Origin of the sequence: Sporosarcina gallistercoris (assembly GCF_014836415.1) — a bacterium.
In the GTDB taxonomy this organism is placed as follows: domain Bacteria; phylum Bacillota; class Bacilli; order Bacillales_A; family Planococcaceae; genus Sporosarcina; species Sporosarcina gallistercoris.
Window position 1 is genome coordinate 79,322 of record NZ_JACSQY010000003.1, and the last position, 15,726, is coordinate 95,047.

A 15,726-nucleotide genomic window follows, 5' to 3' on the forward strand; every position below is an offset into this window, starting at 1 on the left:
AATGGTATACTAAATCGCATAAGGGGGCGAGTTAAATGGAAAAGTTACAGTCAGAAAAGCAATTTGAAGAACTGAAACAAGGAGAAAGAACGGTGTTTCTATTTTCCGCAGATTGGTGTCCGGATTGTCGTGTCATCGATCCGTTACTCCCAGGTATTGAAGCAGACTACCCGGAATATGAATTTGTGTACGTCGATCGTGATCAGTACATCGACATATGTGCAGAACACGATATCTTCGGGATTCCGAGTTTTCTTGTCTATAGCGGAGGCGAAGAAAAAGGTCGTTTTGTGAGTAAGTATAGAAAAACTCGTGAAGAGATTACAGCATTCCTGGATAATCCGGAAGCGTAAAAGAACAATGAAAAGGTTGCTGCATGAGAAGTCGTAGAGACTTCACGTGCAGCAACCTTTTTCATTACATACGAAAACCTTGTTTTACCTCTTCGAGAATAATTTCAGCACCAGACGGGCTAACGAACATACCGTTTGACAGTTCAAAATTGTCAGGAGTGATTTCTCCGGTAATCACACAAGCTTCACGAATCTTATAGCTTCTGAGAATGATATTCTCATCTTCCGTAAAAAATTCAAGTGGTTGTCCTTCGGGAAGTTTCATTGTCTCACGCAGTTCAATGGGGATCACTATTCTCCCTAGATGATCAACTTTTCTTATAATGCTTAAGCTCTTCATAAGAGAACCTCCTTCTATGGTACCTGAATTCTTCTATAATCATACAATTCCATATGGCAAAATGCAAAATAATGGTTGAATATTTGTCGAAAGTTCCTTAATTATGAATATTTGGAATGAAAGAACTTCTCTTTCGTTCCCTTAACAACAGCCACAACTGACACGTAATTTGATAGAATAGTACAGTTGGCATGAACGGAGGGACACGATGACATTTACTCAATTTAAGAAATCAGCGATTTTCGACTATCTCCAAATTATTGTAGGTTCGGCATTTGTCGGACTGGCATTTACTATTTTCCTATTACCATCTAGGATTGCTGCAGGTGGTGTTTCAGGAATAAGCACGATTGTTTATGAACTGTACGGATTTAACCCGGCGTATGTACAGTGGCTCATCAATATACCTTTGCTCATTTTAGGGATTGTCCTTGTGGGAAAAGAGTTCAGTTGGCGGACGATTGTGGGAACATTTTTTGTGCCTTTTTTCATTTTCCTGACGACAGATATTAACGTTCCCATTCATAACCCGTTATTGAGTTCTATTTACGGTGGAATTATGCTTGGTATCGGTCTCGGAATCGTTTATCGGGGAAATGGTTCAACTGGCGGAACAGCACTCATTGCTCAAATTCTGAAGAGATATACCAACTTTTCCAGTGGATTTGCTCAGCTGATCGTAGACGGTGCAGTCGTCATCATCTCAGCTTTCGTTTTCGATTTGGAACTCGCACTGTATGCCATGATGGCAATATATGTCACGAGTAAAGTGATTGACTTTGTGCAGCTTCAGACATCGCCTACGAAGCTCATCCTGATTATTACGGACCATGAGGAAAAAGTTCAAGCACTCATTAGTAGTGAGCTCAATCGGGGATTAACAAAAGTGAAGTCTCTAGGAGGTTACTCGAATCAGGAGAAAACGATGATCCTCTGTGTCGTTGAACAATCCGAAGCGATTTACTTTAAAAAGATTGTACAGGAACAAGAGCCGACCTCTTTCGTAATTTTCTTGAACGCATCGGAAATTCTAGGACGAGGTTTTTCAAGAGCCCAATATGACGATTGAACAATTGTTAGCCCGTAAGAAACCTCTTTTTTGTTTATGATAAGACTATACAAACAACCCGGAAATGGTATACTATTCAGTAATTGAATACGCTTATCGAGAGAAACCGAGGGAAATGGCCCGATGACGTTTCAGCAACCCCTGATGGATTCAGGAAGGTGCTACTTCCACAAGACTTTGTCTTGAGAGATAAGAGGAACGGCTACTTACTTCCACTTTCTCTCTTCGAGAAGGCGGGAGTTTTTTGATGGGCTGAATAGGAGTGAGGAATTATGCCAATTACAATACCTAAGCAATTGCCTGCAGGTGAATTACTGAAGCAAGAAAAGATATTTGTGATGGATGAAGACCGGGCTACTTCTCAAGATATTAGACCACTTCGCATACTCGTCGTGAATTTGATGCCTCAGAAAGAAAAAACGGAACTTCAACTTCTTCGATTACTAGGCAATACGCCCCTTCAAGTAGACGTCACTTTTTTACATACTGAAACGTATGTATCGAAAAATGTTAGTAAAAATCATCTGGATACATTTTATAAAACATTTCCTCAAGTGGAAAAAGAGAAGTTTGATGGAATGATCGTAACTGGTGCTCCTGTTGAGCAGATGGTATTCGAACACGTTGAGTACTGGAGTGAGATGCAGCGGATTTTGGATTGGGCAACAGAGCATGTGACTTCCTCCATGCACATTTGCTGGGGCGCTCAAGCAGCCCTGTACCATTACTATGGGATCGATAAATATCAGCTGCCTGCTAAGTGTTTTGGCATTTTTGATCATATCGTTACAGATCCTACAGTGAATCTTGCAAGAGGTTTCAATGATCTGTTTCCGGCTCCACATTCGAGGCATACAGGAGTTTCAAGTGAAGAAATCGAAGCACATGACGAGTTGGAGTTACTCGCTTATTCTGCTGAAGTGGGCCCTTTCATTGTCTTATCCAATGATGCTAAAAACATTATGATTACAGGTCACTTGGAGTACGATGCAGGAACCTTACAGGAAGAGTATGACCGGGATACTGCTAAAGGGCTTGAAATTGATGTTCCTAAAAACTATTTTCCGAACAATGACCCCACGTTGACTCCGCCAAATACATGGCGCTCCCATACTCATTTATTGTTTTCAAATTGGTTAAACTATTACGTGTATCAGCAAACACCATTTGATTGGAAGTAATCCCAGTCACATGATTATGAAGTGAAACCAGCTGAAGAATTTGCCATTCTCAGCTAGTTGTCATATAATGAATGACAGTCAGTCATTTGTGGAGGGGTTTTATGAACAAGAAAGAAAAAATTGTTCAGTCTGCGATTCAAGTGTTCACTGAAAAAGGTGTAGAAAAAACGACCGTATCACATATTGTAAAAGCAGCTGGGATTGCACAAGGCACGTTTTACTTATATTTCCCTTCTAAATTATCACTGATGCCGGCAATTGCAGAAGTGATGGTGCAGCTTACGTTAAAAACAGTCATAGAAGCTGTGGAAGAATCTGCATCATTCGATGAGCAGCTAAAGCAATTTGTAGATGCGATTTTTGCAGTGAATGAAGAACATCATGAGATTCAAGCGATGATCTATTCAGGTTTGGCATCTACGGAGCACTTGAAAGAGTGGGAAAATGTATACGCCCCTATGTACCAGTGGGTAAGTACAATTGTTGCGAAGGGGCAGGAGCAAGGAGCTATCCGAGGAGACAGTCATCCAGATCAGTTAGCAAAACTTATTATTGGACTGACTGAATCAGCAGCAGAGCAGATTTATTTATACGATGAAGAGGTTGACCAGGGAATTCGTGCTTCAGAGCAAAAAAAGGAAACACTGTTGTTTTTAACCTATGCATTGGGATATTCAAATTAAACGGACAGTAAGTAGGGGTCACGTTTCGTCTGCCACTCATGTATTGGCATTCGAAACGTGATCCTGTTTAAACGGACTAATACGGAATGAAATGAATGACAGTCAGTCACCTGAGAGAAGGAGTATTTCAAATGAAAAAAGAATGGCTTTATGTAGCAGCAACTAGTTTTTTTGAACTTGTATGGATTTTCGGTTTCAACGTGGCATCGGTATGGTGGCACTGGATCCCAATTGTCCTGTTCATCTTTGTCGATTTTCACTACCTATCCAAAGCGTGCGAGACGTTGCCAACAGGAACGGTATATGCCATATTTGCCGCGATCGGTACAATCGGTACTGCATTGATGGATGTATTTTTCTTTGAACAGACATTGAGTGGCGGTAAGATTTTCTTCATCGTCATCTTAGTGGCAGGTGTCATCGGTTTGAAACTTGCTGATGGACATGACGAAAAAAACGCAGCAGAAGGGAATCGTTAATATGGGGTGGTTATTTGTAGCACTAGCAGCCGGTTTTGAATTTACAGGAGTCATCGGATTGAACAAATATAGTAAAAAGAAGACCATTCCTAATGGTTTATTGTATTATGGCGGCTTAGGTTTATCGTTTGTATTTTTATATACATCATTCCAATACTTGCAAGTGAGTACTGCGTATGCCGTTTGGATCGGAATCGGAACAGCCGGTGCCGTCTTACTGAATATGATCTTTTTTGGGGAATCGAAGAGCTTTGCAAGAATCGTCAGTCTTGCATTAATTGTCGTTGGCGTCATTGGTCTAAAAGCATTGTCTTAAATCATGTTTGATATTTCGTTGAAGGTTGCGCATAATGAGAGAATAAGGAGACGTGACTATGCGAAACAACTCAAAACCACCAACGCAACAAGCAGCCGTTTTTAACGTGCAAAAGGAACAGACATTACTTCCTTTTTTGTTACAAGCTGTCCCGAAAAGCAGAAATGCAGTGAAGGGGATTCTTTCCAGAGGGCAAGTGTCTGTAAATGGAGTACCTACTACACAACATGATCTTTCATTGAGTATCGGGGATAAAGTTGAAATCATGACCAATCAAGCAGCAAAAAATGACAGTGAACTTACAGGTCTATCCATAATGTATGAAGATGACGCGATTATCGTAATCGACAAAGAAGCGGGATTATTATCGATGGCGGCAAAGGATAAAAAAGAAGTGACTGCTTTCAGCGAACTTTCTTCCTATGTAAAGAAAACGAATAGAAGCAATCGTGTTTTTATCGTCCATCGTCTTGACCGGGAAACCTCTGGCGTAATGCTTTTCGCAAAAACGGAAGAAGTAAAGAAGTTCCTTCAAGATAATTGGGAAGAGTCCGTACAAGAACGAGGTTATGTAGCACTTGTTGAAGGCAAAGTACGAAACGAAACGGGTGAGATCATCTCTTGGCTGAAAGAGACCAGAACATTCAAAGTCTATTCCAACCCAACGGATAATGGTGGGCAGAAAGCAATTACGCGTTATAAGCTGCTCCAAGCGAGTGCCCAGTTTTCATTACTTGAATTGAGACTGGAAACAGGTCGCAAAAACCAGATACGCGTTCACATGGAAGAAATCGGGCACCCTGTTGTTGGCGACAAGAAATATGGTGCTTCAACAAACCCGATTAAGAGGCTCGGTCTTCATGCCGTCAAGTTAACGATCATTCATCCACTAACGAAGGAGCAACACACGTTCATATCCGATCCACCGACTTCGTTCTATAAGAAATCGAAATAACCGCATGCGCCAACAAGGCGCTTGCGGTTATTTTTATGTTGCACAAGAGGTCGTATTTGAAATGCGATTCAAGTCATGACTTCATTGTAAAGGAGGCATACCTGGTTGACCTTGCGCTGGAGCAAATGCATTGAGCAGCTCCGTCATATCCTGTGAAGCGAGCTGAGGTACTTGATAGTAATGATGTTTGTTCTGATAAATGGACAATTCATATGCCATTTCAATACAGTTCGGAACCGAGTCAGCGAGTACCCTCCTAACAACCGGGTTACACACTTCACATGCTGCCATCGTTTTCATCGATGCTCCTGCTTTGGCAGAACTTAATAAGAAACCGGAAATGATTTCATCCGTAATTTCAGCTGCATTCATCATCGGCTTTTTCGGTTGGCCCGGCTTCATGCCATAGATGAAATCATTGCCTTCCTTCATCTTATAGCTTTGCGTTGGATGAGATGGATCATGTCCGGATTTAAAGCTCTCGACTGTGATATTGTATTCGTCCAATGTAAAACGGGACTGCCGATCCAAAATATCAAGCAACTCGGGGTCTTTTACATGTGGTCGAAGTAAAATCGCCTGGTTGAGAGCTCCAATTGTGCTGGACAAAACTTCATGAACATCGAATAGTTCATGTCCTCCGTGGTTCATGGATGGGGGAACTGTACCCGTGTGCATGTTTTGATGTGTCGTACCATTTTGATTTGTAGTCATTGTTTTCCTCCCTAACATATCGTGTTTTCGTTCACAAATAGTATGAGCTAACAGCATTTTTCTATCCCGTGGAATGATTTGCATGAATAGCAAGGGAGATGTTTTCATACAATGGATTACGATTTTGTATGGAAAGGTGTGCATAGAATGCAAATACACGTCGTTCAAAAAGGTCAAAGCCTTTTTTCGATCGGGAGACAATACGGAATTGGATGGCAAGAAATTGCCGAAGCAAATGGGTTGGGTAATGCTGGGAAATTGGCTGTTGGGCAAGCTCTTGTAATTCCAATAACAGGCAGTTATTATTGGGTTCAGCCAGGGGATACTCTATATGAAATCGCACGGCGAGAAAAGATGACCATTTCGGAGTTGGCCAACGTCAACCAAATTTCTCTATCAGCACCATTGACTGTTGGGCAAAGATTATATATCCCTCCTTCTCCGAAAACGCAGATCCAATCGCTACTCTACGTGGAACCGCGGACTCCAGTCTCGCAGGCGATGATTACTGAAACAGAAAAAAGAGTGGATGCACTCACGTATCTAGCTATGTTCAGTTATGAAGTGAAACGGGACGGAACGTTAAAAGCCCCTTCCATAGCCAATTTACCTACAATTGCTGCGAACGCAGGCGCGCTTAACGCGATGGTAGTTAGCAACTTGGAGGATTTCGCATTTAGTGCAGGTCTTGCCCACGACATATTTGTGAGCAGAGGGGTTCAAGATTTGTTATTCACGAACATCTTGGAAGTGGCTCAACAAGTGGGATACAAAGATATCCATTTTGACTTTGAGTTATTGTTCCCGGAGGATCGTGAACTATACAATGCGTTCCTCAGAAGAGCTAGAGATCGTTTCCATCCAGCAGGACTAACGCTTTCCACTGCACTTGCGCCTAAAGTGAGTGATGTCAAAACAGGCATTTACGGCGCCCATGACTATAAAGCTCATGGAGAAATTGTGGATTTTGTTTCTCTTATGACGTATGAGTGGGGATACACTTACAGCGAGCCACAAGCGGTAAGTCCCTTGCCTCAAGTGGAGAGAGTGGTAAAGTTTGCGGTGCAAGAAATCCCTAGAAACAAAATCTTTTTAGGTCAAAACTTATATGGCTATGACTGGTCAAAACCTTACCCGACACAAGGAGGGCAGCCGGCAAAAGCGATTAGCCCAAAACAAGCAACGGAACTCGCAATTCGAGAAAACGAAGCCATTTCGTATGACTATGTTGCACAGGCTCCATATTTTACTTATATCGATCAGAATAGTATTCAACATGAAGTTTGGTTTGAAGACGCTAGAAGCATCCAGGCTAAGTTCGACTTATTGAAAAGATACAACTTGCGAGGTATCATGTATTGGAAGTTAGGCTTGGCTTTCCCGCAAAATTGGCTACTGTTAGAAGACAATTTTAATATAGTGAAAAAATAGTTTGTACTTACCATATTCCAAGAAAACAGAGGTGATTTGATCCTCTGTTTTTGTTTGCAGATTAAAATGTATTTTCAAAAATATTCATTCTAGCGTATACTTACTAAATATAACGCGATAGATTGGGTATTAAGGGGGAAGCATATGACAAAACTGAATGTAGAACATATGGATGTACAAAGACGTTCAAATGATTATGTGCATCAAGTTTATGATCAGGTTAAAAGAAGAAATGCAAATGAAACTGAATTTCTCCAAGCTACACGAGAAATATTCGATTCACTCCGTCCCGTATTCGCTCAGCACCCTGAATATATTACAAGCGGAATTTTGGAAAGACTGACTGAACCGGAAAGAATTGTGGCGTTTCGAGTCGCTTGGGAAGACGATGCCGGAAAAGTCCACGTGAACAGAGGATATCGCGTTCAATTCAGCAGTGAGCTCGGGCCATATAAAGGTGGTCTTCGTTTTCATCCTTCCGTGAATAGCAGTATTATGAAATTTCTCGCCTTTGAACAAATTTTCAAGAATGCGTTAACTGGCCAACCGATTGGTGCAGGTAAAGGCGGTGCTGATTTTGACCCGAAAGGTAAGTCTGATCGGGAAATCATGCGATTCTGTCAAAGTTTCATGACGGAATTGAGTCGACATATCGGGCCGGATATAGACGTTCCTGCAGGTGATATCGGCGTTGGAAAGCGTGAAATCGGTTATTTATTTGGACAGTATAAACGGTTGAAAGGCGGATACGAAGCGGGAGTGCTGACTGGGAAAGATCCGAGTCATGGCGGAAGTCTAGGACGAAAAGAAGCGACAGGGTACGGAACAGTTTACTTTACCGAGGAGATGCTCAAGGAGTACGACATGTCGTTCAAGGATAAGACTGTTATCGTGTCAGGTTCCGGAAACGTATCGATCTATGCGATGGAGAAGGCCCAACAATTAGGAGCAAAAGTGATTGCATGCAGTGATTCTTCAGGCTATATTGTCGATAATGATGGAATAGATTTGGATTGTGTCAAGCAACTAAAAGAAGTGGACAATAAACGGATTCAAGATTATTTAAAATCACATCCGGAAGCTCGTTATTTTGAAGATTGCTCAGCTGTCTGGACAGTTCCTTGTGACATCGCACTTCCTTGTGCCACTCAAAATGAGCTCGATGAAGCGAGCGCGCATCTTCTGATTAAAAATGGAGTGACTGCTGTTGGCGAAGGTGCCAACATGCCTTGTACGAACGAAGCACTTACGATTTTTCAAGAACACGGGATACTTTTTGCGCCGGCTAAAGCTGCTAATGCAGGGGGCGTAGCCGTTTCAGCGATGGAGATGTCTCAGAATAGTATGAGACTCCGATGGACTGCTGAAGAAGTGGATGAACGTTTGAAAGTGGTCATGCGTTCGATATATGAAAGTTGTATGGATGCAGCAGATCGCTTTGGCAAACCGGGGAATCTTATTATGGGTGCAAACGTAGCAGGATTTTTAAAAGTTGCTGACGCAATGGCGGCTCATGGGTTAAGTTGATAGGTACAATCGGCACATCTTTTAATGTGTGCTCTGACTGTAGGTAAACTCCAGAAATCATGGAGGTGCCTGCAGTCTTTTTTTTACAATGGAATTATTATGATAAGTTGATCTTAGCAAAATCAACAGTATCTCCAACTATCCCAACTTATAGAGACTTTTTCAGTGACCTCATCTTTTAAGGTGAGTTTTTTGTCTTTCAATAACAATCGTTAATTGAAAATTGAACTGAATATTTCGCCTATTAAAAGAATCAGTATTTTCTCTTGCATTTGCTCGTCAGCATGTTATTATAAATATACTTTAGGATGTATAAAGATACATAAATTATGAGAGGGGTTTTTATGATGACGAAGAAAAAAGTGGTATTGGCATATTCAGGAGGACTCGATACATCAGTTGCGGTTCAATGGCTAACTGAGCAAGGTTATGCAGTTGTTGCATGTTGTTTGGATGTTGGAGAAGGGAAAGATCTGGATTTCATCCAACAGAAAGCCCTTCAAGTGGGTGCAATCGAGAGCTATGTGATCGATGCAAAAGCGGAATTCGCAAAAGATTATGCATTGCTAGCTCTTCAAGCGCGTACGCTCTATGAAGAAAAGTATCCACTGATTTCTGCATTATCCCGTCCATTGATTGCAAAAAAACTTGTGGAAGTCGCGCATAAAGAAAATGCAGTGGCAGTAGCCCATGGTTGCACAGGTAAAGGAAACGACCAAGTCCGTTTTGAAGTAGGCATTAAAGCACTGGATCCGACATTGGAAGTGATTGCACCTGTTCGTGAGTGGAGCTGGTCTCGTGAGGAAGAAATCGCTTATGCAAAAGAACACAATATCCCAGTTCCTATCGTGCTGGATAGTCCTTATTCGATTGACCAAAACTTATGGGGCCGCAGTAATGAATGTGGAATTCTAGAGGATCCGTGGGCAGCTCCGCCTGAAGATGCATATGGACTCACTTCATCCATTGAAGAAGCACCTGATCAGGCGGATATCGTCGAAATCACTTTTAAACAAGGTGTTCCTGTGAGCTTGGATGGCAAAGCATTTGAGTTGGACCAACTCATCCTTCACTTGAATGAGCTTGCTGGAAAACATGGTGTCGGCCGTATCGACCATGTTGAAAATCGTCTCGTCGGCATTAAGTCACGTGAAGTCTATGAATGTCCAGGTGCTATGACGTTGATAAAAGCACACAAAGAACTCGAGGACATTACTTTGGTGAAAGAGACAGCTCATTTCAAGCCGATCGTTTCTCAAAAGTTGAGTGAACTGATCTACAATGGTCTTTGGTTCTCACCATTACGCAGCGCATTGGAAGCATTCATCAAGGACACACAGCAAGTAGTGAACGGAACAGTGCGTGTGAAGCTGTTCAAAGGGCATGCGATTGTCGAAGGCCGTAAGTCGGACAACTCGCTCTATGATGAAAAGCTTGCGACGTATACGTCAGATGACGAATTCGATCAAGCAGCGGCTGTCGGGTTCATCAAACTATGGGGACTGCCAACAGAAGTCCATGCAGCTGTAAATAAGCAGCTTGTTTCAACTAAAGCTTAATTGAAAGGACCTTCCTAGCTATGGGAAGGTCCTTTCAGACTGTAGACAAACTCCAGAAATCATGGAGGTGCCTACAGTCTTTTTTCTTTTACAATGGAATTAACAATGAAAAGTTGATTTCCGCTGCGAGCGGACGCTTTCCGAGGGGCTTGCTCTCAGCCGCTTCCCTCGCTTTGCTCGGTCCAGGGTCTTCGAGCTTCGCTGATCCCTCCGGAGTCGCCGCTCTCCGCTACAATCAACAAGATCTCCCAAACATCAAATCAGATGATGGAAATGATGACGAAGAATCAAGTTAATGAACGGGAACAGATGGAAATGCTTACGATCGAACAGGTAGTTTCGCAAGACCAGCTGGTTCGTTAATTAGATGCAGCTAGTGATTTTTCCTTCATTTATCCATTGGTGAAAGATGTGAATGTCTCATGGTAAATTCAGTTGATTGAAGTGCAGGACGGCGACTCCTGGGGATCAGCGAAAGCAAAGCGTTAGGAAGCACGTGTTTTCAAAAAAAAACGGACTGAGCAAAGCGAGGACGATTAATGATGCCTTAATTTTAACGAAGTTCACTAAAATACGGCCAAGCCCCCGGAAAGCGCCCGTCCGGAACGGAGATCAACTGCCTGTTATCCTTCATTTTCAAAGGCAATGATCTAAAAAGACAAAAGGGTGGGAAATCAACTGATTCCCAATCCTTTTGTCTACAGTCTCTACCTTCCCGGCCATGGGAAGGTCTTTTTCTGATTAACGTAGTAATTTCTCAATAGAATGGAATTGAGGTTCTCCCTTGTCATAGGTCGCGATGAAGCGGAATCCGATATCGGAAGCGAGCTGGAGGCTTTTTCGAATGTCGAAACCGACATCAAGCGGTTTGTGGGCATCGGAACCGATCGTTAAGATTTCACCGCCACAGGCTTTATACAATTCAAGGATATCTGGGCTGGGCATTGCAGTAGGTAAGCCGTATCGCACACCAGATGTATTCATCTCAATTCCTTTCCCTCGAGGAATGATTTCGTTAAAAATTTCTTTTAAGCAAGCAAGGAAATCCTGGGATGGTACTTGTTTTGCATACCGTTTAATAAGATCCACGTGACCTAACACACTGTACGCGTCAAACTTGCGTATGCAACGAAGCAACTCTTGATAGTACGCGGTAAAAGCACCTTCAAGCGTTCGGTTTTCAAAAATAGCCCCGAAATGTAAATCTTGTTTTTCAACAGTATGAAGCGAACAAATAACAAAGTCGAACTGCTCATCTTGAATCAGCTTTGTATATCGATCGAGCAAGTGAGGCTGAACTCCAATCTCCACTCCGCGTTTCACTTGAATTTCATTTCCCCGGCGTTCTCGTAAAGACTCAATTTTTTCCTTGTATGCTTGCTGATCAAATTCAAAGACGAAATTCCTATCGGGATAATCATAGTCAACATGATCTGTAATGCAGATTTCGGTAAGCCCTTTCTGAATGGCGGATTGTATCATATCCTCAGGTGAAACCTCACAATCCGCTGAAAATGAGGTGTGCATATGATAATCGAACATAATATGAAAACTCCTTTCTGGTTGACATTTCTTAATTGTCTATTTATAGTACTAGATAACTTCATTGTAGTAAAGTGATAAAGTGAAAGGGGTGCTAGTTTGAGTAATCCATTCCAATCTGCAGAAGAAGAATTTGAAATACGTGAAGTCTTTCGGAACTCTTTTTTACCGAAAGGGTATCGCGAAGTCAATTTGCCGGTTCTAGAGAGTTATGAAACATATGAATCACTTAAAACCATTCAAAGTCGTAAAAGTCTTCTGAAGCTGATCGATCAAACAGGAGATATTCTCGTTTTGCGACCCGACGTTACGATTCCTCTCATGCGTGAACTTGCAACATCAGTTGAAAACTTAAGTGAAGAAGTCAGGTGCTGGTATGTGCAATCCGTCTTTCGTCAATCGGAGGATCGCGCTATTCCGACTGAACAGAGGCAAGCGGGAGTCGAGCTTTTCGGAAAACAATCTGCAGAAAATGACGCTGAGGTGATTATACTTGCTTGTCTAGCGCTGACTGAACTAGGACTCCATGAGTTTAAAATTGAACTGGGGCATGCGGGGATTTTACATGAACTGAATCGTATCCTTCACTTGACTGAAGAGGAACGCCTTCAAGTGAAGTCTCTCATTCAAATGAAAAACAGCAGTGAGCTGGCAAACTTTTTAAAACAAAATGATGTAGAAGAAGCAACGAGAGAATTGCTTCTTGAAACAGTTTTCTCATATGGGGAAGCCGCGTCGGTTTTCGACCGTTTTCGAGAAATTCCATTGAACAAGCAGATGTCTCCTATCATTCAACATATCGAAAAGGTTTTTGAATTAGTCGTTGCTTCAGGGTACGGAAATCATGTCACAGTCGACCTCGGCATGGTCAACGAAATGGACTATTATTCCGGAATCCAGTTTCAAGGATTCAGCACTTCAATCGGAAGACCATTACTGATGGGAGGGCGTTATGACGAGGTGAGTCAGAAATTCGGAGCCCAGTTACCGGCAGTTGGATTCGCTTGTGATGTGGAAGCGATCTTCATGGCTAAAAGTAACAAGTCTAGACAGGCTGAATGAAGGAGATGAAGGAAGATGGAACCGATGAAAATTGCTGTCGCGAAAGGAAGAATTGCAGAAACAGCGAGAGAACTTTTGTCTGAAGGCGGAATCGCTTTTCCAGACACATTATATGATGAGCGGAAGCTACTCATTAATAGTATAGATGGAAACTATCAACTGTTATTTGTAAAGGCATCTGATGTCCCGACTTACATAGAGAAAGGGGCAGCCGATATCGGTATCGTCGGGAAGGATACGATCATGGAAGATGGAAAAGACGTCTACGAGCTGCAGGATTTAGGATTCGGGAGTTGTCAGTTAGTCGTTGCTGGATTCCCCGGCAGTTTCCCCGAAGACACGAAATCGTTGACGGTTGCGACCAAATATCCCAGTATTGCCAAAACTTATTTCGATAAAGAAGGAATTCGTACTGAAATCAGCCGCTTGAACGGTTCAATTGAACTTGCACCGATAGCAGGTCTATCAGAGGTCATAGTCGACATTGTCGAAACGGGTTCAACCCTTCGCGATAACGGATTGGTTATCTTAAGGGAAATCGCGAAAGTGAGTGCGCGCGTCATTGTGAATAAAGCGAGTTATGCTACAAAAAATATTGAAGTTAAGCAATGTATTGAACTGTTGAAGAAAGGAGTGGATGACCGTCGTGCAGATAATCACAACGCGTGAGCAATTGAAACAGCGAATGGCACGAAAGTCGTCTGTTTCTTCTGTTGAGCCGGCGGTCAGATCGATTCTAGACGAGGTCAAACAGTTCAAAGATGCAGCACTTCTAGACTTAACCGAACGTTTTGATGGCGTTCAGTTACAAACACTCCGGGTATCTGAACAAGAAATCGAAGATGCTTATCAGGAGGTGTCCTCCACCTTACTTCAGGCACTTAGAGACGCAAAAGGACGTATTCAGCTTTTTCACGAACAGCAGAAAGAAGAGAGTTGGCGCATTGAGCCTGAAGAGGGCGTCTATTTGGGACAACAAGTACGCCCTCTCTCATCTGCAGGGATATATATTCCGGGAGGGAAAGCTTCTTACCCATCCACAGTATTGATGAACGCACTCCCTGCGAAAATAGCAGGTGTAAAGCGTCTCGTCCTCACAACACCGCCCCAACCGGACGGAACTGTCAATGCTGCTGTTCTTGTGGCAGCGGATCTATGCGGGGTTGACGAGATTTACAAGGTCGGTGGCGCACAAGCGATTGCCGCCCTTGCGTATGGTACAGAGACGATCCGACCTGTACACAAAATCACAGGTCCTGGAAATGCTTACGTGGCATGTGCAAAAAAGCTTGTGTTTGGTCACGTTTCAATCGATATGATTGCCGGGCCAAGTGAAGTATGTATTTGGGCAGACGGACAATCCAATATAACATTCGTCGCCGCCGATCTGCTTGCGCAAGCTGAGCATGATGAAGACGCGATGGCTTGTTGTCTTGTACCTTCCTTAAAGTATGCAAACGCACTTTCTGAGGAGGTCTATAGGCAATTGGAGCTCATGGAACGAAAAGAAATCGCGGAAAAGTCCATCCAAGCAAATGGCTGGATCGCTGTTGTGGAAATTGAAGACGAGACGATTGAGATCATTAATGAACTCGCACCCGAACATTTAGAAATCCTGACAGCTGATCCAGAAAGCAGACTAGACGACATCGAGCATGCTGGCGCAATTTTTCTCGGAGCATTCTCGCCGGAAGCACTCGGAGATTATATGGCCGGACCGAACCATACTCTGCCGACAAGTGGGACTGCAAAGTTTTCATCGCCATTAGGTGTGTATGATTTCGTCAAAAAGACGAGCATTATCCGATATAGCGAGGAAGCACTTGGACACGTTTCAGAACAAATAATTGAACTAGCGAAAACTGAAAGATTGCAAGGCCATGCACAAGCCATTCGAGTCAGGGCAGGGGAGGAATCCAGATGAGGACGTCGACAATTGAACGGAAAACTGCTGAAACGGATATCTCCATGCAGTTAGTGTTAGATGGTTCAGGAAAAAGTGACATCAATACAGGAGTTGGTTTTTTCAATCATATGCTTATTCTTACGACTATGCATGGAGGCATCGATTTACAAGTGACATGTAATGGGGATCTGGAAACGGACCAGCACCATAGTGTGGAAGATGTCGGAATCGCTCTAGGCACTGCTTTTAAAGAGGCGATTGGAACAAAAGAAAGCATTGAACGCTATGCATCCGTGACAGTTCCGATGGATGAAGCGTTAGCTGAAGTATCGATGGATATTAGTGGGAGATCGTTTCTCGTTTATAACGTATCAGGATTGAAGGATAAAATCGGGGCATTCGATACCGAACTAGCTGAAGAATTCTTTCTCGCATTTACCCGTCATGCAGAGGTGACGCTTCATATCAACTTACAGTATGGGAAAAACAGTCACCACATATTAGAATCCATTTTCAAAGGATTTGGCCGTGCAATCCGGGTCGCTGCCGCTAAGAATGGACGACAAGGAATTCCCTCAACAAAAGGCATGTTGTAATGATGGAGGAAAG

Annotated in this window: 17 protein-coding genes and 1 riboswitch; of the genes, 14 read left to right on the forward strand and 3 right to left on the reverse strand. The window is 42.8% G+C overall.

The genetic code is table 11. From position 1 onward, the window contains the following. Window positions 1-35 precede the first annotated feature (35 nt). A complete protein-coding gene (locus tag H9659_RS05740; protein WP_191688979.1) occupies window positions 36-353 on the forward strand; it encodes a thioredoxin family protein in 318 nt (105 codons plus the stop codon). Window positions 354-417: 64 nt separating this feature from the next. On the opposite strand, the gene H9659_RS05745 is transcribed toward H9659_RS05740, so the two are convergent. Then, window positions 418-693 carry an AbrB/MazE/SpoVT family DNA-binding domain-containing protein gene (locus H9659_RS05745; RefSeq protein ID WP_191688980.1) on the reverse strand — a complete coding sequence of 92 codons (276 nt, stop codon included), beginning with the start codon at window positions 691-693 and terminating at the stop codon, window positions 418-420. A 208-nt stretch (window positions 694-901) separates the two neighbouring features. Here H9659_RS05745 and H9659_RS05750 point away from each other — a divergent pair, with 208 nt between their 5' ends. From H9659_RS05750 to H9659_RS05775, 6 genes are all read left to right on the forward strand, one after another. Beyond that, a complete protein-coding gene (locus H9659_RS05750) occupies window positions 902-1,762 on the forward strand; it encodes a YitT family protein (protein ID WP_191688981.1) in 861 nt (286 codons plus the stop codon). A gap of 90 nt (window positions 1,763-1,852) precedes the next feature. After that, window positions 1,853-1,958, forward strand: a riboswitch (SAM riboswitch). Window positions 1,959-2,034: 76 nt separating this feature from the next. Next, window positions 2,035-2,943 (forward strand): homoserine O-acetyltransferase MetA, encoded by a 909-nt coding sequence (gene metA, locus H9659_RS05755; protein WP_191688982.1) that lies wholly within the window; start codon window positions 2,035-2,037, stop codon window positions 2,941-2,943. Window positions 2,944-3,044: 101 nt separating this feature from the next. After that, window positions 3,045-3,626, forward strand: a complete 582-nt coding sequence (locus H9659_RS05760) for a TetR family transcriptional regulator (protein ID WP_191688983.1) — start codon at window positions 3,045-3,047, stop codon at window positions 3,624-3,626. 131 nt (window positions 3,627-3,757) lie between these two features. After that, on the forward strand, window positions 3,758-4,105 hold the full coding sequence (locus H9659_RS05765; RefSeq protein ID WP_191688984.1) for a DMT family transporter: 348 nt from the start codon (window positions 3,758-3,760) through the stop codon (window positions 4,103-4,105). Between the two features lies 1 nt (window position 4,106). After that, on the forward strand, window positions 4,107-4,421 hold the full coding sequence (locus H9659_RS05770) for a DMT family transporter (protein WP_191688985.1): 315 nt from the start codon (window positions 4,107-4,109) through the stop codon (window positions 4,419-4,421). 58 nt (window positions 4,422-4,479) lie between these two features. After that, on the forward strand, window positions 4,480-5,376 hold the full coding sequence (locus H9659_RS05775; protein ID WP_191688986.1) for an RluA family pseudouridine synthase: 897 nt from the start codon (window positions 4,480-4,482) through the stop codon (window positions 5,374-5,376). Between the two features lie 81 nt (window positions 5,377-5,457). Here the strand turns inward: H9659_RS05775 and H9659_RS05780 are convergent, their stop codons facing one another. Next, window positions 5,458-6,090 carry a spore coat protein gene (locus H9659_RS05780; RefSeq protein WP_191688987.1) on the reverse strand — a complete coding sequence of 211 codons (633 nt, stop codon included), beginning with the start codon at window positions 6,088-6,090 and terminating at the stop codon, window positions 5,458-5,460. A 147-nt stretch (window positions 6,091-6,237) separates the two neighbouring features. Here H9659_RS05780 and H9659_RS05785 point away from each other — a divergent pair, with 147 nt between their 5' ends. The 3 genes from H9659_RS05785 (at window position 6,238) to H9659_RS05795 (ending at window position 10,607) form a co-directional block, all read left to right on the forward strand. Next, the gene (locus H9659_RS05785) at window positions 6,238-7,521 is read left to right on the forward strand and encodes a glycoside hydrolase family 18 protein (RefSeq protein ID WP_191688988.1); all 1,284 of its coding nucleotides are present in this window, start codon (window positions 6,238-6,240) and stop codon (window positions 7,519-7,521) included. A gap of 144 nt (window positions 7,522-7,665) precedes the next feature. Continuing rightward, window positions 7,666-9,048, forward strand: a complete 1,383-nt coding sequence (gene gdhA, locus H9659_RS05790) for an NADP-specific glutamate dehydrogenase (RefSeq protein WP_191688989.1) — start codon at window positions 7,666-7,668, stop codon at window positions 9,046-9,048. Window positions 9,049-9,392: 344 nt separating this feature from the next. Further along, entirely contained in the window at window positions 9,393-10,607 is a 1,215-nt protein-coding gene (locus tag H9659_RS05795) for an argininosuccinate synthase (RefSeq protein WP_318240692.1), read from the forward strand. A gap of 741 nt (window positions 10,608-11,348) precedes the next feature. Here H9659_RS05795 and H9659_RS05800 read toward each other — a convergent pair. After that, on the reverse strand, window positions 11,349-12,149 hold the full coding sequence (locus tag H9659_RS05800; protein ID WP_191688990.1) for a histidinol-phosphatase HisJ family protein: 801 nt from the start codon (window positions 12,147-12,149) through the stop codon (window positions 11,349-11,351). 99 nt (window positions 12,150-12,248) lie between these two features. On the opposite strand from H9659_RS05800, the gene hisZ reads away from it, so the two are divergent. The 4 genes from hisZ to hisB are packed head-to-tail and all read left to right on the forward strand — an operon-like array spanning window position 12,249 to window position 15,713. After that, window positions 12,249-13,211 (forward strand): ATP phosphoribosyltransferase regulatory subunit, encoded by a 963-nt coding sequence (hisZ, locus tag H9659_RS05805; protein ID WP_191688991.1) that lies wholly within the window; start codon window positions 12,249-12,251, stop codon window positions 13,209-13,211. A 15-nt stretch (window positions 13,212-13,226) separates the two neighbouring features. Continuing rightward, a complete protein-coding gene (gene hisG, locus H9659_RS05810) occupies window positions 13,227-13,880 on the forward strand; it encodes an ATP phosphoribosyltransferase (RefSeq protein WP_191688992.1) in 654 nt (217 codons plus the stop codon). Next, window positions 13,858-15,135, forward strand: a complete 1,278-nt coding sequence (hisD, locus tag H9659_RS05815; protein ID WP_318240693.1) for a histidinol dehydrogenase — start codon at window positions 13,858-13,860, stop codon at window positions 15,133-15,135. Before hisG ends, hisD begins: the two co-directional genes overlap by 23 nt. Continuing rightward, window positions 15,132-15,713 (forward strand): imidazoleglycerol-phosphate dehydratase HisB, encoded by a 582-nt coding sequence (gene hisB, locus H9659_RS05820; protein WP_191688994.1) that lies wholly within the window; start codon window positions 15,132-15,134, stop codon window positions 15,711-15,713. The genes hisD and hisB overlap by 4 nt, the downstream gene beginning before the upstream one ends. Window positions 15,714-15,726: the final 13 nt, after the last annotated feature.